Raw genomic sequence first — 17833 nt, 5'->3', positions numbered from 1 at the left:
ATGAATGCAAATACTGTCAGATTCATCGAAGAAGATGACGGGGTAATAGTTGAGATCAATGGCGTCCCACAGTCTTATGTGGACGTCGAAGATCCGACGAAACTCATTTTTCCGTACATGGAAAGAATGGCCGATTTTCTAGATCAGATAGTTCCCTCAGGCCAGCGCCATCGCGTCGTTCACGTGGGTGGGGCAGGAATGTCTTTGGCTAGATACGTAAGCGTGACGCGTCCGACTTCCCCGCAGATCGTTCTGGAACCTGACGAGGCCTTGACCGCGGCAGTGCGAGAAAAATTGCCGCTTCCGCTCAGGTCTGGAATCAAGGTTCGTCCACTGGACGGCAGAGCCGGCATTGCTGGCATGAGAGACGATTTCGCTCAAGTAATAATCGTCAACGCCTTTTCCTCGGCGAGCGTGCCCAAGGAACTTGTCAGCGTCGAGTTCTTTGCCGAAATTAAACGGGTCTTAACGCCTGACGGTCTGTTGCTAATGAATGTCATAGACCAGCGCCCATTCGACTGGACGAGACGGGTGGTTGCGGGGTTGGCTTGGCTCTTTAAGGAGGTCGTGGTTGGCGCCGAACCCAGGATCTTTAACCAGCCCAGGTTTGGCAACCTGCTGCTCGGAGCTAGCCAGGCTGATATTCCCCTAGACGACATCAAAAAGGAAGCCACCAAAGCCATCTGGCCGTATAGATACATCGGCTCGGAAAAGATCGGCCGGTTCATTGCAGGAGCCGAAGCGTTCACGGATGCTGACGCCGAGCCGTCCCCGGTGGCCAGCAAACACGGCATCCTGCGGTTTAGTTAATCCGGATATTCTTAGTTTTGTGGCAGAGAAGAAATCGAAGTCTTGGGTTCTGCGCTTGGCGTGGGTTGGGCTCGTGGCCGTCGTGGTTGCGGTGGCGGCTTTTGTTGCCTGGCAGTTGATTGGCAGTAATCAACTGAGCCGAAATAAAATCGCGCAGAATCTCGCCGAGTTCGATGATGCCTGCGCTGCAGGAACCCAGCCGAGTGTCGTCGGAGTGTTGAAGATCGGCGACCAGCGCTATCCGATTCTGGAGGGTGTCGGACGAGACCAGCTCTCCGCGGGAGTCGGGCTCTACCCGGACTCCGTAGCTCCCGGACAGGTAGGTAACACAGCTATCGCCGGCTATCGCCTGACGAACGGCGAGCCGTTCCGGAATCTTCTCGACTTAAAGGTCGGCGATGCGATTCAGCTTGAGACCTGCAAAGAGGTTTTTGAGTACGAGGTAGTGGTTTCGCCGGATCAGCTAACGGTCGACTCCGACGACGATTGGGTTCTGGATGAGGTGCCTGGAGAGCAAGGCAAGCGCGCCACCATGCCCATGCTGACCTTGACGACTAGCCAGGATCTGCTGCCCACTGGGGATCGCTCAGTGTGTTTCGCGAAGTATTTGGGTAAGCGCGCTAGATAGCGTGTTAAAAATTGCCGGCCCTGGCGACTATGCTTCTTGGTATGACTGATCGGGAAACACTTCTTAAAGCCATCAATGAATTAGCCGTAGTCCGAGGCAAGGTGACGCTGGCTAGCGGTCGCGAAGCCGACTACTACGTAGACATGCGCAGGGTTACGCTGGACGGCTCGGCCGCACCTCTAGTCGGACGCGTTCTGCGTGATCTCACTAAAGACCTAAATTTCGATGCCGTCGGTGGCCTGACGATGGGTGCTGACCCGGTCGCCTTCTCCATGCTCGCGGCCGCAGCAGCCGAAGGCGAGCGGCTGGACGCTTTCGTCGTCCGTAAGGAAGCCAAGTCGCACGGCCTGCACAAACGCATCGAAGGCCCGGACGTCAAGGGTCGTCGTGTTTTGGTTGTGGAAGACACCTCCACCACAGGCGGTTCTGCCCTGACTGCCGTAGAAGCCGTTCGTGAGGCAGGCGGCGAACCGGTCGCGGTTGTCGTCGTGGTTGATCGCAGCACGGGAGCAGAAGAAAGAGTTCGCGAGGCTGGTCTGGAATACCGCTACGCGTACGGAGTCGAAGAGCTCGATATTTAATTTTGCGTCGCGACTTTTTGTCAGTGGCGGCGGTTAAAGTTTTTGTAGCTGGAATTTTCGTCTGCTTTAAGGAGAGTTCCGATGTCCTCGGTTCTAATAATTGTGATCGTACTTATCGTCTTGGTCGTAGGCATCATCGGCTGGGGCGTTGGCGCCTACAACGGCTTGGTGAAGCTGCGTAACCAGGTTGAGCAGGCCTGGCGTCAGATCGACGTCGAATTGAATCGCCGTTACGATCTGATCCCGAATCTGGTCGAGACGGTTAAGGGGTACGCGAGCCACGAATCCCAGACTCTCGAGCGCGTGATCGCGATGCGCAACAACGCATACCAGTCAGCACAGGCGGGAGCCAGTGGCGAGCAGCGTGCTGCGGCAGAGAATCAGCTGACCGGCGTCCTGCACCAGTTGATCGCTACCGCCGAGGCCTATCCGGAGCTGCGTGCGGATGCTGGCTTCCGTCAGCTCGCTAGCCAGCTGGAGGAGACTGAAGACCGCATCGCTAACGGCAGGCGCTACTACAACGCTGTCGTCAGCAGCTACAACACCAAGATCCAGTCTTTCCCGAATAACATCCTGGCCAACATGGGTGGGTTTAAGGAGGCCGGCTACTTCGAAGTTCGCGACACCAACGTTCGCCAGGCCCCGACGGTCGACTTCGGCAATCGCTCCGTGCAAGACCACGCCGTTACCGACGAATCCAGGAACTCTGGCGAGCTGCCCAGCTACACCGGCCAAGACCGCAGCACCATGAGCAAGGAACAGGGTTTCAGCTTCCCAGGCGCTAATTCGTCACTTACAATCGATCAAGGCGCCAAGTCGCAGGCCGGCTATAGCGCTGATCAGTTCGGCTCTCAGGCTCCCGCTCCTGGTTCGGTCGAATACAAGCAGCCACCGGCCAGCGGCACCAACCCGTACGGGCAGGTCGACCCTGAAAAGTGAGCTCTGAAGAAGACAAGAAGCCAATTGACCCGACCGCACCCACGGTCGGGGTGGGCCCGTACGAGGGTCCATGGCCCGACGACGAGCGGCTTGACCCGGAGCTGCTAGCAGAGGGCGACCACCGGAACGTAATCGATCGGTTCCGCTATTGGAAGATGGACGCCATCGTCGCCGAGTTGGACGCCCAACGCGATAAGTGGGCGCCCGCCGAGCTGCATATCGCCATTCAGAACTGGCAGCACGACTTCAATATCGGTTCCATCGTGCGAACTGCCAATGCGTTCAACGTCTCCAGCGTGCACGTGGTTGGCAAGCGCCGCTGGAACAAGCGCGGGGCAATGGTTACCGACAGATATATCCATGTTCATCACGCTCCTGACGAGAACGCGCTCGTGGAGTTCTGCAAACAGAATTCTCTGACCCTAATCGGCGTCGACAATCTGCCGGGGTACGTGCCGCTCGAAGAATCGCAACTTCCCGAGCGCTGCTGTCTGGTCTTCGGCTCGGAAGGTCCTGGGCTCACCGACGAGATGCTCGCCGCCTGCGAGCGTCTCGTGGCAATTACCCAGTACGGTTCCACCCGTTCGATGAATGCGGGCGCCGCGGCCGCCGTAGCCATGTACGAATGGTCGAAACAGTGGCAGTACGGAAAATAAAGGGAAGTCATGACTAAGAATTTTGTGCCGGTTAGCCAGCGTCCAGGAACATTCGCCGAGCGCGCGGATGCCAGGGACGCCCAAGAACTTCAAGAGGCGGGCAGCCTGAAGTGGACGGCGTTCCAGCCAGCTGACGGCGCTTGGGTGGCCGAGTCTGATTTCGGTCTGGCCGCGCCGGTGCGTAAGGCGGTCGTGGATTTCATCGATAAAGAGATGACCGGTTACGCGCCGATGAACATGCGCAAAGAACTCAAAGTGGCCACCGCGCAATGGCTGGATAAGCGGTACGGCTGGAGCGTGCCTGCCGAGCGTGTGCATTGGCTGCCCGATGTGCTGACCGGCTTGACCATGACGCTCAGTTATCTGGTGCCCGACGGCAAAGTCATCGTCCCGACGCCCTGTTACATGCCGTTCGTCGACATCCCCGGTGTCTGCGGACGCGAGCTGATTCAGGTCCCGATGATCCAAACCGAAGATTCATGGGAATTTGATTTCGAGGCCATCGATCAGGCATTCAAAGACGGCGGTAACGTGCTGATCCTATGTAACCCGCACAACCCCATCGGCAAGGTCGTCACGGCTGGAGAGATGGATAAGATCACGAAGATCGTCGACGCCCACAACGGTTGGGTATTCAGCGACGAGATCCACGCACCCCTGGTGCTCGACGGCAATCATGTGCCGTACGCGTCCACCAGCCAGAGCGCAGCCCAGCACACCGTCACTGCGCTGTCCGCCTCCAAAGCGTTCAACACTGCGGGGCTCAAATGCGCCCAGCTGGTCGTCACCAACGACGAGCAGCAGAGGTGGATGACCAGCCAGGGTCACGGCATAATCCACGAGTCCGCGCCAATCGGTGTCGTAGCGGCGATCTCCGCATATCGCGACGGCGAAGAGTGGCTCGACGATCTAGTCGACTACCTTCGTGGAAATCGTGACTATCTGGTTGAAGCGGTGGAGAAGAAGCTGCCCGGCGTGAAGATGATCGCTCCGCAATCCACATTCCTAGCCTGGCTCGACGTCCGCGGCCTTGGCCTGGAAGATCCGCGCCAACACTTCTTGAAGGCGGGTGTCGCGCTTACCGATGGCGCAGAATGCGGAGACGTCGGCAAGGGCTGGCTAAGGCTTTGCTTCGGCACTCCGCGTCCGGTGTTGGAGCAAATCATTGAAAAGATGGCTGCGGCGCTCGCGTAGGCAACCTGCCTCTCGGTGCAAACGTCAAACAGGGTAAGCTAGGTGACATGAGCCAGACATTGATGCGTGAGCGCTTGGCGCAGCCCGCCCAAATGCCTGGTTTTTCGGTTAGTTTCACGCAGAAAAACATGGCCGAGCGGGCAGCTGATATGCGCTCGAAAATGAACAGCAGACTAATCTCGCTGGCCGTCAGCATCGTGTTGACTATCGTCTTCTATTTCATTTGGAAGCCGAAATCGGACGAACTGTTTTTCTGGATTCTCATCGCGGGGCTTTGCTACTCGATGGTGATGGCGCTTGTGTCGGTCATGAAAATGGCGAGGGCGCGAAGCGTGGCCAAGTCCATCATCCCCGGGCCAGCCTTCCTGCTGGACAACGAGGGCGTCGCGTTTCCAAGCGGTGAGAAAATCCGATTTTCATCGATCAAATTGGTGAAAGCCGTCGATAAGCGATTCAACCCGGGCCCGAACCTTGTTTTCGAATGGCAAGACGGGCGACGCAGCTTTCCGATCATCTTTTTGGATGCAAACCCCGAGATTATCGACGGCATCCTCCGCGCCAACTCTAGGGGCCGTTTTGGTATGGATCTCAGTCAAGTGGACGAACTCTGGTGAGGGACACGGTGTTTGAGAGACTTACAACAAAATAGATCCTGATGAATGATTGCTGCATGCAGCTAGCATTTGATTAGAAAACAACTAGTAGAAAGAAGAAGCAATGGGTATTGCTACTCCTGAAGTTTATGAAGAGATGATTGACCGTGCGAAGGAAAAAGGCTTCGCATACCCGGCGATCAACATTACATCTTCGCAGACTCTGAACGCGGCCATCCGCGGTTTCGCCGAGGCAGAGTCTGACGGCATCATCCAGATTTCGACTGGCGGCGCTGAATATGCTTCCGGCTCGAACATCAAGGACATGGTCACCGGCGCTGTTGCTCTTGCCGAATACGCCCGCGTTGTAGCCAAGCACTACAACGTCAACATCGCCCTGCACACCGACCACTGCCAGAAAGAGAAGCTGGACAAGTACGTCAACCCGCTGATCGCCATCTCGCAGGAGCGCGTCGACCGCGGCGAGGACCCGCTATTCAACTCCCACATGTGGGACGGCTCCGCCATTCCGCTAAAGGAGAACCTGGAAATCGCCCGTGAGCTGTTGGCCCGAACCTCCAAGGCCAAGCAGATCCTCGAGATCGAGGTTGGCGCTGTTGGTGGCGAGGAAGACGGCGTTGTTGGCGAGATCAACGACAAGCTGTACACCTCTCCGCAGGATGGCTTCGACACCATCGACGCGCTGGGTCTTGGCGAGCACGGCCGCTATATCACCGCTCTGACCTTCGGTAACGTTCACGGCGTTTACAAGCCGGGCAACGTTAAGCTGCGCCCGTCCATCTTGAAGGAGATCCAGGACGCCTGCGCGAAGAAGTACGGCAAGGATCGTCCGTTCGACCTGGTCTTCCACGGTGGCTCCGGCTCCACCGACCAGGAGATCGCAGAGGCTGTTAGCTACGGCGTCATCAAGATGAACGTCGACACCGACACCCAGTACGCCTTCACCCGTCCGGTTGTTGAGCACATGTTCAAGAACTACGACGGTGTTCTGAAGATCGACGGCGAGGTCGGCAACAAGAAGATGTACGACCCGCGTTCGTGGGGCCGTGCAGCTGAGAAGGGCATGGTCGATCGCGTTATCGAGTCCTGCCAGCAGCTGGGTTCCGCTGGCACCAGCGTTAAGTAAATAATTCGCTAAAAGGCGAGGTTCGTTTCGCGGGCCTCGCCTTTTGCGTATCTAATTGTTTTTACGGCTCACTGGCTTTCGGGCTCGAGCAGATTTTTTAGCGAGGAAAAATGTCTAATGCGTTGATTGTTGTGGACGTCCAGGTCGATTTTTGTGAGGGCGGTTCGCTGGGAGTGGACGGCGGCAATGATGTGGCAGAGAAGATAGCGAAGATGCTTGAGTCTCAGGACTACGATCACGTGCTGGCAACCCGCGATCACCACATCGATCCTGGTTCGCACTTCTCCGACAACCCGGATTTTGTCGATAGCTGGCCCCCGCACTGCGTCGTGGGTACCGACGGTCAGCAGCTACACGAGGCCATCCGCGGTTTCGGTTTCGAGGCGATTTTTGACAAGGGATCGTACGAAGCCGCGTATTCCGGCTTCGAGGGAACAATCGGCGGCACGTCAGAGGGACAGGGCCTGGAAGATTGGTTGAGGGAGCACGGCGTCGAGGACGTCGACGTTTGTGGAATCGCGACGGATTACTGCGTTCGCCAAACCGCACTGGATGCGGCAAAGGCTGGCTTCACCACGTCGGTTCTGGGTAGCCTTTCTGCACCCATTCATCCGGAGAATCTGGCCGAGCTTGCCGACGAATTCGTCGAGGCAGGCGTCGCCTACAACGGCTAGCTTGCCTCTAGGGCGGCAGCGATCTGGTTGAGCACGGATTGTCCCTGCCCGAAATCTGCCGCGCGAACTGCGAATGCGATGGGAACGCGTCCTTCTGCGCCGGTGTACCAACCGAGCTGCCGCACGACGTAGCCGTATTGGTCGGGACCCCAACCGCCCTTGAAAACGGCATCTGGCAGCGTGCCCAGTCCCCAGCGCTGACCAGGAGATACGTTCGACATGTCCTCGATCACTTGTCCCGAGCCGGTCAGGCAGGGCATCTTTTTCAAAAAATCCACCTGGTTGTGGACGTCCCACTCGGTCTGGCCGAAAACACTGAATCCGGCCCGGATACGATAGCTGGGAACCGTTGTGTCGTCGCCAGTTGTCCTAAAAACCTGTGTAACCGCGTTGGCTCGTTCAGCGTCGGTTGTTCCTAGGTTGTTCCAGACCGCGTTCGCAGCCTCGTTGTCGGACTCCCGCAGCGCCAAAGAGATTTGGGCCGAGAGCTGACCTCCTAGCCCCGCATCCGTAGCCGCTAACGCGAGTGGCACCTTAGCCGTTGACCAGGCAGGGAGAGTTTCCTGGCCGCCGATCCGCTCGACGGAACCATCCTCTCGAAGCCAGGCAGCTTCGATCATCACATCCCGGTCTGCGGCGATGCTTTGGATGGCGGACGTCAGGTTCTTGTTCGACGGTGAGTGCAGCGGCGTCGAATCGCACGCGATCACCTGGGCCGGATCAGGTTCTTTAGTTTGCGCAGAAGCGGTTTCGTAGCGAGAAGCGGGCGTCGGCTCAACCCGTTCTGGTTTTATATGCTTCGAGGACACGAAAAGCAGCAACCCCAAAAGGGCCACCAATAGCAGGACAAGCACAGCCAGTAGCTTTGATTTATCGCGCATGGATATCCTGGTGTCGGGTTGCTTTTGTTACCATACGGAACAGATTATCGGCATCGGGAGTTTGGAGATAACCATGGCCAACGAACAACAGAATTTTCCGCAGGGAAATGGAAATAAAGGCCAGTACAACCAACCGATGCCCCCGCAGTTTCAGAATCAGCCAAACCCTTACTTGCCCCCAAACCAGCCTTACCCTCAGCAGGGTCAGCCGCAACAATACGACCCCTATTACGGCCAGCCCCAGGGACAGTTTCGGGGGCAACCGCAGGGTCAGTACCCGCCGCAAAACCAACAGTTCCAGGCTGGCCAGTATCCTCCGCAGTATCCAGGGCAGTACGGCCCAGGCAGCGGCCAGAAGAAGAAGGGTGGCAACGGCATTCTGATCGCTCTGATCGTGATCGTCTCTATTGCCATCATTGCCCTGCTGGCGTTCATGGCATTCGGATTCTTCGGCTCCGACCAGAAGTCCTCACCGGCGAACGTGCCCTCGGCTAGCGCAAAAACCACTGTGACGGTGGATCCGGAGCCGACAGTGACCGTCACTCGCCACATTGATTGGCCACCGACGGGCGCCACCAAATCTTGCAGTAGCAGCATCATGGTAAATGACTTCACCAGCTGCCCGTTCGCCGACAACGTGTTCAGCGAATTCGATCGTCACGGTGACGGCGAGATAGAGGTTTACAGCCCAACCACTGAGAAGAACTACACGATGTCGTGCAGCACATCCGATGGGGTGGCGATCTGCACGGGCGGTAACAACGCCGTCGTGTGGATTAAGCGTTAAATTCCTTAACCATCTCGGTTATCGCATCTTGCCCGCTCGCCTGATCGGGTGAGGTGGTCGCGATCGCGAGGATTACGCGTTCGCCGTTTTCCTTAGTGAACCAGCCCATCTGGCGGACGGTATGTACGCCGTTAGCGTCGCCCCAGCCGCCTTTGAACGACGGATTTGGGGCTTTGCCGATGCCCCAACGCTGGCCTTCAGTGATGTTGGACATTTCCTCGATCACCTGGTCTGAGCTATCGACGCAGGGCATCTTAGACAAGAATTGCACCTGATCTGCGACGTCCCAGAGCGTCATGCCGAACGCCTCGCCGTTCAGTTTGGTGGTTTCGTCGCCGCAAGACTGCAGCGTTTCGTCCACCAGCTGTAGGCGTTCGAAGTGTGATGGCGCTAAGGCCTCGAAGATGGCTGTGGCCGTGTCGTTGTCGGAAACCCGAATTGCCGTGGATATCGGTTGGGTTAGCTCCTCGCCCTTGCCCATTCTCGTGGCGGTTAGGGCAATCGGAACTTTAATCGTCGACCAGGCGGGCAGGTTGTCCTCAGATCCGATCCTTACAACGCCCTTCTCCGGATCCAGCCAGGCAGCCTCCAGGGTGACATTGTGGTCCTTCGCGATCTTTTCGAGTTTCTCCTCGATATCTTTGGGGGCTGCAGCAATCGTCTTGCCGTGGCATACCTTAGGGGCTGACGAGATCTTCGCCACCGGAGTCGGGAAGAGATTAAGACCATTCTCGGGCGTCGAGTCGACCTCGACGGTTTTGAAAATTGTCGACGAAAAAAGAACTGCCAGCACAATGGCGCCCACTAGGACGCCACTGGTCAGCAGTGTCTTTTTATTTATCCAACTTCTCTTGAGCATTCGCCCACCCCTCGACTTATCGCCGCATTCAAATTCAATGCTACCGATTAAGCCGCCGAATTTGCTGTTAAGCCCGCTCTAGAGCAGTGGATCAACCGAGCGAACCTTCTCAACCTCATCCATGCGTGGAGCGTAGGCGCCGGCTCGGCTGACGGTTATCCCAGAGGTGATGACCGCACGGTGTAGCGCGCCGCGGATGTCGGAAAGCCTGGCGTTGCGCAGGCGTTCCTTAGCGTCGGCACCGCCCAGCAGTCCCGCATCGAGCAGGCCAGAAATCAGGCCAGCCATGAAGGAGTCTCCGGCCCCAACCGTGTCGCCGATATCGACAGTTAACGGGTCGACGACCAACATGTCTCGGTCGCTGGCGATCTTCGCGTATGCGCCCCACGGTCCGCGGGTTGCGACGACCATGCTCGCACCAAGCGAGAGCCAACGCCTCATGACCTCCTCGATGGGGGTCTCTTTGCCATAGAACCAGGCGATGTCCTCGTCGGACGCCTTCACCAGGTCTGATTCGCTGATCAACTCTTCTACCAGCGGCACGACGTCTTCTGGGCTGCCCATAATGGAAGGGCGGGCGTTCGGGTCGTAGCTGACGGTGCCGGTGGAGTTATCGACGGCCTTCTTGACGTCAGCAGCGCCCGGGGCAAGAGTCGCCGAGAAGCTGCCGATATGTAGGTGCGAGACCTCGTCGGCACTTGGTAGCGCGGGTACTTGCCAGTCCAGATCGAACTCGTAGGTGGCCTGACCGTTCTCGTCGACCTGGGCGTCGGCGATTGGGGTCTTTTTGGCCTTGTTGCTGCCCTCGACAACCGAAACATTGGCGTTAACGAGGTGTCTTTCGATCATGCGTCCACGCTCGTCCTCGCCAAACCACGAGCCCATCAAAGTGGGGTGGCCGAGCTGCGCGATTCCGCACGCCACGTTAAGGGGGCTACCGCCGACATGCTCCTCGACCTCCGCGTCCTTGCGCGAGATGACGTCGATCAGCGCCTCGCCGAGACAGAGAACAGGTTGGGTGCTATTAGTCATAATTTTCAAAACCTTACTTTTCGATGCCGAGTTTGTCGGCCATCTCTTCTAGAGGAACGCCCTTGGTCTCAGGCATGATCTTCAAAACCCAAATTAGCTGGCAAGCCATGCACGCGAAGAAGACGAGGAAGCTGAATCCACCGCCGAGCAATTCGATCATAGACGGGAACGCGAACGAGGTGATAGCCGCGAAAATCCAGTGGGTGGTGGAGCCCAGCGACTGGCCTCGACCGCGAACCTGATTCGGGAAAATCTCCGAGATGAACACCCAGATGACGGAACCCTGGCCGAAAGCGTGGGCGGCGATGAACACCATCAGACCAACCAGAACCAGAATGGACGACGTGGAAGTGAAGTTGCCCTCGTAGACGAACATGACGCCAGCTAGGAACCCGAGGCTGATGAGGTAGCCGATGGAGCCCACGAACATCAGTGTGCGGCGACCGAGCTTGTCGATGACGGTCAGAGCGGTCATGGTGGCGATCAGGTTCATGAAACCGACGGCAATAGACATCAGATAAGAGATGTCCTCGCCGGCGCCGGCCTGCTGCATGACCATCGGTGCGTAGTACAGAATCGCGTTGATTCCGGAGAGCTGGTTGAAAGCGGCGATGGCGATCGCGAGCAGAATTACTTTGCGGTAGCGCTTGGTGAAGAAGGGTACCTTCTTGTTCTTGGAGTCGGCGACGAGCTGAACCTTGATGTCCTGGATCTCTGCGTCGGATTCCTCCTCGGTGCGGCACAGGCGACGACTGATCTCGATTGCCTCGTCTTCGCGGTTTTGGCTCATCAGCCAGCGTGGCGTCTCGGGGACGCCGAACAGCAAAATCAGGAAGATTGCCGACGGGGCGGCCATTACGCCTAGCATCCAACGCCACGCGTCCGGGTTATTGACGATCGCGCGAATGATTGAGTTGGAGGCGTAAGCAACGAGGATGCCCAGCACGATGTTGAATTGGACGAGGCCAACGAGACGACCTCGCTGGGCGGCCGGGGCGATCTCTGCGGTGTAGATCGGTGCGCAGACGCTAGACATGCCGACGCCAATGCCGCCGAGCACTCGACAAAGGAGGAAAAACCAGTAAGCAGATGCCGGGGTCAGTGCGGTGCCGAGCGCACCGATCATGAAAAGTGCGCCGATCGCGAACAGCATCTTTTTGCGTCCGAAGCGGTCGGCTAGCGAGCCGGCGAAAACCGCCCCGAAGATAGTTCCGATAGTTGCGCTGGATACGGCAATGCCGAGCCCGAAGCTGTCCAGGGTAAAGACGCGTTCCAGCGCTTTCGTTGTGCCAGAGATAACAGCGGTGTCGAAGCCGAAGATCAGGCCGCCGATGGAGGCGACAAGTGCGCTACGGATGACTATTGCGGTCGCACCTGTCTTTGCAGGTTGTTGTACTTCACTCGTCATTATTCGCCTTTCGCGGTGAGCATTTTCTGCAGATAAGTGGATTTGAGTTCGATGACGGTGCCGCTTGACAACGTTGTCTACAAACAGGACATTATTGGACAAGATGGCGCTGTGCAATGGAGTTGCAAAGGTTGCCAAAAAAATCTGGCATACTTGATCACATGAAAAACAAGCGGGTGACGATGAGGGAAGTTGCCGCTTTGGCTGGTGTCAGTCTCAAGACAGTCTCACGAGTGGTCAATGGCGAACCGGGCGTTGCTGAGCAAACTGCCGAGGCAGTGAAGGACGCGATAAACAAAACCGGCTACCGCGTCGACCCCCAAGCGCAGGCGTTGCGCAGGACGGACAGGCGTTCCAGGACGGTCGGGCTATTGGTTTCTTCGGTGGCCAACCCGTTCGACGCAAAGATCCACGCGGCACTAGAAGAGGTCGCCGCCGAGCATTCGTCGACGGTGCTGGCGCTAAGTTCAAACGACGACCCGAATCTGACGAAACAGAGGGCTCAGGTGCTGGTTAACCGGCAAATCGATGGGCTGGTTTTTTCGCCGCTAGGCAAGAGTCAAAAGTGGCTGGCCGACCTGATGGGTGACCGTCCCGTCGTTGCCTTCGACCGCCAACCGCACGGGCTAGACGTTGACGCTGTCGTCTCCGACAACTTCCAGGGTGCCCTACGCGCCACCAGACATCTGATCAGCGGCGGGCATCGTCGCATCGCTTTTCTTGGTGACAGGGACATTATCGAAACCGCGCAGATTCGCCGCGCGGGGTTCGAACGGGCGATGGGGGAGTCGGGCGTCGAGATAGCGCCAGGACTGGTCAGGTCAAACCTGCCCGGCGAGGAGGCCGCCCGAATGTAGGCACACGAGCTGTTGACCGGTCCAGAGCCGCCCACCGCGATTTTCTCTGCGCAGAACAATCTGACCGCAGGCGTGCTGCGGGCGCTAAAAGACCTGAACATGGCCGAACAAATCGCGGTCGTCTCTTTCGACGATCTGCCACACGCCGAACTGTTCAAGATCGGGCTAACCGCCATCACACAAGACCCCGAGCGAATCGGACGGATTGCTGCAGAGCGTCTCTTTGCAAGGCTACGCGGCGATATTTATCGCCCAGCGGAGACGATAACCGTGCCAACCGGGTTCCAGATCAGAGGCTCTGGTGAGATCAAACCTGCGTAAAAAACACTTCAATGCGAAGCTTTTGGTTTTCGCTGATTGAAAAGATTTAGCGGGAACCTTCGAGTCGGAAGTTTTCGGTTCCCGCTAAGTTTCTTGCTTAATCTAGCTGGCGACGAGCCGCACCCTTGTCGGCGCTTTGGGCGAGCAGCGCGAATACCTTCAGCGAATTGCTGACGACGCGGTCGCGCTTGGCGGGCTTCCAGCCAATCTTGTCCTGTTCGGCTCGACGCTTAGCGAGCTCCTCGTCGGATACCTCGACGTTGATCGAACGATCGGGGATATTGATCGTGATGATATCGCCGTCGCGAACAAGGCCAATGTTACCGCCCGAGGCGGCCTCCGGGCTGATGTGGCCAAGCGAAAGGCCGCTGGAGCCGCCGGAGAATCGTCCGTCGGTGATCAGCGCGCACTTCGGGCCGAGCCCAACGCCCTTCAGGTAACTGGTGGGGTAGAGCATCTCCTGCATACCCGGGCCGCCCTTCGGACCTTCGTAGCGCACGACGACGACGTCGCCGGCCTCGATACGGCCGTTGAGGATGGCGTCAACAGCTTCCTCTTGAGACTCCGTAACCTTGGCCGGGCCAGAGAACACCCACTGATGCCCTGGCACGCCCGCGGTCTTCACGACGCAGCCGTCGACAGCCAGGTTGCCCTTCAGCACTGCGAGGCCACCATCCTTCGTGTAGGCGTGCTCGACGGACCGGATGCAGCCGTTTTCGGAGTCGGTGTCCAGCGTCTCCCAGGTGTTCTCGGTGGAGAACATCTCGGTGGTGCGGACGCCACCGGGCGCCGCGTGGAACAGCCTGTTGGCGGCGTCGATTGCCTTGCCGCCGCGAATGTCCCAATCGTCAAGGAACGACTGCAGGCTGTCGTGGTGGACGGAGTGGACGTTCTTCTTCAGCAATCCTGCGCGGTTTAGCTCGCCGAGGATCGCAGGAATGCCGCCTGCGCGGTGGACGTCCTCGATCCAGTATTGCTTGGAGTTAGGTGCAACCTTGCAGAGGCACGGGACGTGCAGGCTGAGTTCGTCGATGTTGTCCTGCGTGAAGTCGACGCGGGCCTCCTGGGCAGTGGCCAGCAGGTGGAGAATCGTGTTCGTCGAACCGCCCATCGCGATGTCCATGGTCATGGCGTTCGTGAAATCCTCAAAGGTGGCGATGGATCGTGGCAGCACCGATTCGTCATCTTCGTCGTAGTAGCGCTTGCACATCGAAACGATCCGTTTACCAGCTTCGATGAACAGTTCCTTGCGCCAAGCGTGAGTGGCCAGCGTGGTGCCATTGCCCGGCAGCGAGAGACCGAGGGCCTCAGTCAGACAGTTCATCGAGTTGGCGGTGAACATGCCCGAGCAGGAACCGCAGGTGGGGCAAGCGAGCCTCTCCATGCGGGCGATTTCGTCGTCAGAAATATCGTTGCTAACCGATGCCATCATTGGGTCGATGAGGTCGAGGCCCTTGTTGGTAGAGCCGTCGTCATAGGTCATCGGCTTGCCGGCCTCCATGGCGCCGCCAGAGACGAAGATGGTTGGAATGTTCAGGCGCATCGCGGCAATCAGCATTCCGGGGGTGATCTTGTCACAGTTGCTGATGCAGACCAGGGCATCCGCTTTGTGCGCATTGACCATGTATTCGACGCTGTCTGCGATGATCTCGCGGCTGGGCAGCGAGTAAAGCATGCCGTCGTGGCCCATTGCGATGCCGTCGTCGATGGCGATGGTGTTGAACTCTCGCGCAACACCGCCGGCCTCTGCGACCGCGTCTGCCACTATTTTGCCGACGTCGCGTAGGCCGACGTGGCCAGGTACGAACTGGGTGAAGGAGTTAGCGATCGCAATAATCGGCTTGCCAAAGTCATCGTCGGTCATTCCGGTGGCACGCCAAAGAGCCCTGGCGCCTGCCATCAGACGGCCCTCCATTGTGGTTTGCGAACGCAGTTTAGGCATCAATTCCTCCTAAGAAACTTGTCGTTTCAGACTAACCTTCGGGCACAGGCCCACCCCGCGATGTCCGCCTGGTGACTAGTTAGGATTACCTATATAAAGCGGCCTCGGGCAGGCCCGGATTGGCCATTCGGATCTTCTCTGTGACGTCGACCGCCCGGCCATTTTCATCGAACACGCCCGATGCTCCGCGCCTGGGCGAATCGGCCGGGTGATCGTCAACCATGCCTATGGCCTGCATCAGCGCGTATGCCGTGCTCGGTCCGACGAACTTAAATCCCTCCTTCTTCAATCGTTTGCTGAGTGCGACGGATTCAGGCGTTTGAGTCGGAACGTCTTCGCTGGTGGAGGGCGCCTTCGTTTCTTCGGGGCGAAAAGACCAGACGAGGTAGGGCAGCGGCTGGCTCTTGCGCAAGGCCAAGGTTGCCTGCGCGTTGGCTATTGCGGCGTTGATTTTCGGTCGGTTGCGAATGATTTCTGGGTCCGCCATCATCTGCGCAATTTCTGGCTCGCCGAATTCGGCGACGATCTCCGGGTTGAAGTTATTGAAGTGCTTTCTGAACGCCGGTCTCTTCTTTAGGACGGTCAGCCAAGACAAGCCTGCCTGGAAAGACTCCAGACAAATTCGCTCATAAATGCCACGTTCGTCGAAAATGGGATTGCCCCATTCCGTGTCGTAATAGTCGCTGAGCAGCGCGTTCGTGTTTGCCCAGTTTGGTCGTCTAATTTGTTCGCTCACGAGGCAATCGTGTCATCGAAACTCGATTGCTCGAGAAGTTATCCACAGCTTTTGTTTTTAATCGGAGAGGTAGAACTATTGCTTGAGTCAAACGTGCGGGAAAATTTTCCCTGAATGAGAAAAAGCGCGAGCCGCTCGCTTGGTTAGATTGTTGTGATGGTCCGCAGGGCAGGAGAAAACTGGTTTGTCAGCAGTTAAATCTTGAGCTACTAAGAGCGGGAAATGGTTCAATCGGTGTAGTCTTCCATGCATTAGTTGACGGGTTCGATTTATCGAAAGGCCTGGTGGTGACGAAGTTGCCGTGATCGAACACTTGCTGGCGGCGCGTGCACATTTGTTAATCGCTGACCCCGGCTAGGGGATTCGGTGTGGGCTACGAAAACAGAGCTCGCGGAATCGCTCATGTTTGTTCTTTTTATCAACCGGTATGTTAATTTTAACATTGCATGTGTTGCTTGATGGATCCATGGAAGGTTCTGTAAAGCGGTCAAAGACGACGCAAGTTGGCTGAGCCCGCGAAGCAAACACCTGTTACCTAGTTGAAAACCGAGTCGGACAATCAAGAGTTAAAGACCAAGTTTGCTTTGGGAATTCGGGTTGCGAAACGTAAACCCCGGATTATTAAGGGCAGTAACCAGACATAGAAGTCGAAAAACATCTCGATGTCCCCGATCAGCTAGCGACAACTAAATATGTAGTAGTTGAGCACTAAAAACTGAGGTGCTCAAAAAATTCTTGAAAGCGCGGTCGCCAACGTTGGTGGCTGCCCTCGGAATAGGTGGAAAAATGACTCCAGATCTTGTAGTCCAATTCGTGGAGAACATCACGGTATTTGGGCTGATCGCCTCTATCGCTGGTGGCTTCTTTGGTGCAGCAATCGGCGGTAACAACGCGTTCGGCTTCACCGGCGTGATGATTCTTCTCGCCTTCGGTATCACTTTTGCAACCGGCTCGACCATGGGCTTCGACTACCTGGCCTTCGGCCCGCTGTTCGGCCCCCACGTCGCATTCGCTGGTGGTGCCGCTGCATCTGCATACGCGGCGAAGAAGAAATTCCTCACAGCCGACACCGGCTACGGACGAGATGTTAACCAGCCACTAGCCGGCCTCGGACATCCCGACGTTCTTCTCGTCGGTGCCGTGTTTGGCGTTTGCGGCTATCTGCTGCAGAAGGCGATTACCTTCATCCCGTGGTTCGGTACTCACACTGACTCGGTAGCGCTGACCGTTATGACTTCGGGCATTGTTGCTCGTCTGCTCTTCTCCAAGCAGCCTGTATTCCACTGGGTTAGCAAGCTCGACGACAAGAAGTGCTGGTTGGGCTGGCAGGAGAAGCCGAGCCAGTACCTCACCCTCGGCGCTTTCTCTGGTCTGATGGCTGCTGGCGCTGCTCTGGCTTTGACGCACTACGCTTACCAGGCTGTTCCGGGTGAGGCCGCTGACCACGTAATGGCTAACGCTCAGGCTCTGCCGTTCGCGATCTCCGCTCTGTGCATCTTCTTCCTGCCTCTAGGCTCGAAGTTCCCGGTTACTCACCACATGACCATCACGGCTGCTCTCGCAGCAGTGAAGTTCCTGCCGGTTGTTGGTAACAACGTTTGGGCCGCACTGGTCATCGGCGTCGTGGCTGGCATGCTTGCCGCGTTCCTGGGTGAAGTTGCCCAGCGTCTGGTTTACGCCAATGGCGACACCCACATTGACCCCCCGGCAAGCGCAATTTGGCCGATGAACACCCTGATCTGCCTGGGCGTTCTGGCTCTCGCATAACAAAATAAAAAGTTAGAAACA

17 protein-coding genes and 1 pseudogene are annotated in these 17833 nt (G+C 57.4%); 12 read left to right on the top strand and 6 right to left on the bottom strand.

Annotation, left to right across the window (positions count from 1 at the left end; genetic code table 11):
* The 9 genes from G556_RS0103675 to G556_RS0103635 all read left to right on the top strand — a co-directional run bounded on the left by G556_RS0103675 (position 1) and on the right by G556_RS0103635 (position 7222).
* The gene (locus G556_RS0103675) at positions 1-810 is read left to right on the top strand and encodes a spermidine synthase (protein ID WP_051176638.1); all 810 of its coding nucleotides are present in this window, start codon (positions 1-3) and stop codon (positions 808-810) included.
* 19 nt (positions 811-829) lie between these two features.
* A complete protein-coding gene (locus G556_RS11000; RefSeq protein ID WP_051176637.1) occupies positions 830-1438 on the top strand; it encodes a class E sortase in 609 nt (202 codons plus the stop codon).
* Positions 1439-1479: 41 nt separating this feature from the next.
* Positions 1480-2019, top strand: coding sequence for an orotate phosphoribosyltransferase (pyrE, locus tag G556_RS0103665; protein WP_028821797.1), 540 nt, complete (start codon positions 1480-1482; stop codon positions 2017-2019).
* Positions 2020-2100: 81 nt separating this feature from the next.
* Positions 2101-2958, top strand: coding sequence for a LemA family protein (locus G556_RS10125; RefSeq protein WP_081675502.1), 858 nt, complete (start codon positions 2101-2103; stop codon positions 2956-2958).
* A 23-nt stretch (positions 2959-2981) separates the two neighbouring features.
* Complete coding sequence (locus tag G556_RS0103655; RefSeq protein ID WP_051176660.1) at positions 2982-3614, top strand: TrmH family RNA methyltransferase; 633 nt, start codon at positions 2982-2984, stop codon at positions 3612-3614.
* Between the two features lie 9 nt (positions 3615-3623).
* The gene (locus tag G556_RS0103650) at positions 3624-4808 is read left to right on the top strand and encodes a MalY/PatB family protein (RefSeq protein WP_028821795.1); all 1185 of its coding nucleotides are present in this window, start codon (positions 3624-3626) and stop codon (positions 4806-4808) included.
* Between the two features lie 47 nt (positions 4809-4855).
* Positions 4856-5422: a phosphatase PAP2 family protein gene (locus G556_RS0103645; RefSeq protein ID WP_036915885.1), complete on the top strand. Its 567-nt coding sequence runs from the start codon at positions 4856-4858 to the stop codon at positions 5420-5422.
* 103 nt (positions 5423-5525) lie between these two features.
* The gene (gene fbaA, locus G556_RS0103640) at positions 5526-6548 is read left to right on the top strand and encodes a class II fructose-bisphosphate aldolase (protein ID WP_024111277.1); all 1023 of its coding nucleotides are present in this window, start codon (positions 5526-5528) and stop codon (positions 6546-6548) included.
* Positions 6549-6658: 110 nt separating this feature from the next.
* A complete protein-coding gene (locus G556_RS0103635; RefSeq protein ID WP_028821793.1) occupies positions 6659-7222 on the top strand; it encodes an isochorismatase family protein in 564 nt (187 codons plus the stop codon).
* Here the strand turns inward: G556_RS0103635 and G556_RS10120 are convergent.
* Positions 7219-8103, bottom strand: coding sequence for a serine hydrolase (locus G556_RS10120; protein ID WP_051176635.1), 885 nt, complete (start codon positions 8101-8103; stop codon positions 7219-7221). The genes G556_RS0103635 and G556_RS10120 overlap by 4 nt on opposite strands.
* Before the next feature lie 73 nt (positions 8104-8176).
* On the opposite strand from G556_RS10120, the gene G556_RS10995 reads away from it, so the two are divergent.
* Positions 8177-8890: a hypothetical protein gene (locus G556_RS10995; RefSeq protein ID WP_051176634.1), complete on the top strand. Its 714-nt coding sequence runs from the start codon at positions 8177-8179 to the stop codon at positions 8888-8890.
* On the opposite strand, the gene G556_RS10990 is transcribed toward G556_RS10995, so the two are convergent.
* From G556_RS10990 to G556_RS0103610, 3 genes are all read right to left on the bottom strand, one after another.
* Complete coding sequence (locus G556_RS10990; RefSeq protein WP_051176633.1) at positions 8880-9749, bottom strand: serine hydrolase; 870 nt, start codon at positions 9747-9749, stop codon at positions 8880-8882. The genes G556_RS10995 and G556_RS10990 overlap by 11 nt on opposite strands.
* 78 nt (positions 9750-9827) lie before the next feature.
* Positions 9828-10781, bottom strand: a complete 954-nt coding sequence (locus tag G556_RS0103615; protein WP_028821792.1) for a carbohydrate kinase family protein — start codon at positions 10779-10781, stop codon at positions 9828-9830.
* Between the two features lie 13 nt (positions 10782-10794).
* On the bottom strand, positions 10795-12189 hold the full coding sequence (locus G556_RS0103610; protein WP_028821791.1) for a sugar porter family MFS transporter: 1395 nt from the start codon (positions 12187-12189) through the stop codon (positions 10795-10797).
* 116 nt (positions 12190-12305) lie between these two features.
* Here G556_RS0103610 and G556_RS10105 point away from each other — a divergent pair.
* Positions 12306-13367, top strand: a pseudogene (locus G556_RS10105) (LacI family DNA-binding transcriptional regulator).
* A gap of 97 nt (positions 13368-13464) precedes the next feature.
* On the opposite strand, the gene ilvD reads toward G556_RS10105, so the two are convergent.
* Positions 13465-15309 carry a dihydroxy-acid dehydratase gene (gene ilvD / locus G556_RS0103600; protein ID WP_028821790.1) on the bottom strand — a complete coding sequence of 615 codons (1845 nt, stop codon included), beginning with the start codon at positions 15307-15309 and terminating at the stop codon, positions 13465-13467.
* A gap of 85 nt (positions 15310-15394) precedes the next feature.
* A complete protein-coding gene (locus G556_RS10100; RefSeq protein ID WP_036915883.1) occupies positions 15395-16045 on the bottom strand; it encodes a DNA-3-methyladenine glycosylase I in 651 nt (216 codons plus the stop codon).
* 786 nt (positions 16046-16831) lie between these two features.
* Here G556_RS10100 and G556_RS0103590 point away from each other — a divergent pair.
* Positions 16832-17812 (top strand): DUF7973 family transport facilitator, encoded by a 981-nt coding sequence (locus G556_RS0103590; protein ID WP_028821789.1) that lies wholly within the window; start codon positions 16832-16834, stop codon positions 17810-17812.
* Positions 17813-17833 lie beyond the last annotated feature (21 nt).

The organism is Propionimicrobium lymphophilum DSM 4903 (assembly GCF_000423485.1).
Classification (GTDB): Bacteria; Actinomycetota; Actinomycetes; order Propionibacteriales; family Propionibacteriaceae; genus Propionimicrobium; species Propionimicrobium lymphophilum.
The sequence above is the reverse complement of the archived record's forward strand: the minus strand, read 5'-3'. Positions and strand labels throughout refer to the sequence as shown.

Bases quoted from the DNA above. Each gene is read 5' to 3' on its own strand.
- G556_RS10990 (WP_051176633.1), bottom strand. From the start codon at position 9,749: ATGCTCAAGAGAAGTTGGATAAATAAAAAGACACTGCTGACCAGTGGC.
- G556_RS0103635 (WP_028821793.1), top strand. From the start codon at position 6,659: ATGTCTAATGCGTTGATTGTTGTGGACGTCCAGGTCGATTTTTGTGAG.
- G556_RS0103645 (WP_036915885.1), top strand. From the start codon at position 4,856: ATGAGCCAGACATTGATGCGTGAGCGCTTGGCGCAGCCCGCCCAAATG.
- G556_RS10995 (WP_051176634.1), top strand. From the start codon at position 8,177: ATGGCCAACGAACAACAGAATTTTCCGCAGGGAAATGGAAATAAAGGC.
- G556_RS0103610 (WP_028821791.1), bottom strand. From the start codon at position 12,189: ATGACGAGTGAAGTACAACAACCTGCAAAGACAGGTGCGACCGCAATA.
- G556_RS10125 (WP_081675502.1), top strand. From the start codon at position 2,101: ATGTCCTCGGTTCTAATAATTGTGATCGTACTTATCGTCTTGGTCGTA.
- G556_RS0103650 (WP_028821795.1), top strand. From the start codon at position 3,624: ATGACTAAGAATTTTGTGCCGGTTAGCCAGCGTCCAGGAACATTCGCC.
- G556_RS0103615 (WP_028821792.1), bottom strand. From the start codon at position 10,781: ATGACTAATAGCACCCAACCTGTTCTCTGTCTCGGCGAGGCGCTGATC.
- pyrE (WP_028821797.1), top strand. From the start codon at position 1,480: ATGACTGATCGGGAAACACTTCTTAAAGCCATCAATGAATTAGCCGTA.
- fbaA (WP_024111277.1), top strand. From the start codon at position 5,526: ATGGGTATTGCTACTCCTGAAGTTTATGAAGAGATGATTGACCGTGCG.
- ilvD (WP_028821790.1), bottom strand. From the start codon at position 15,309: ATGCCTAAACTGCGTTCGCAAACCACAATGGAGGGCCGTCTGATGGCA.
- G556_RS0103675 (WP_051176638.1), top strand. From the start codon at position 1: ATGAATGCAAATACTGTCAGATTCATCGAAGAAGATGACGGGGTAATA.
- G556_RS10120 (WP_051176635.1), bottom strand. From the start codon at position 8,103: ATGCGCGATAAATCAAAGCTACTGGCTGTGCTTGTCCTGCTATTGGTG.
- G556_RS0103590 (WP_028821789.1), top strand. From the start codon at position 16,832: ATGACTCCAGATCTTGTAGTCCAATTCGTGGAGAACATCACGGTATTT.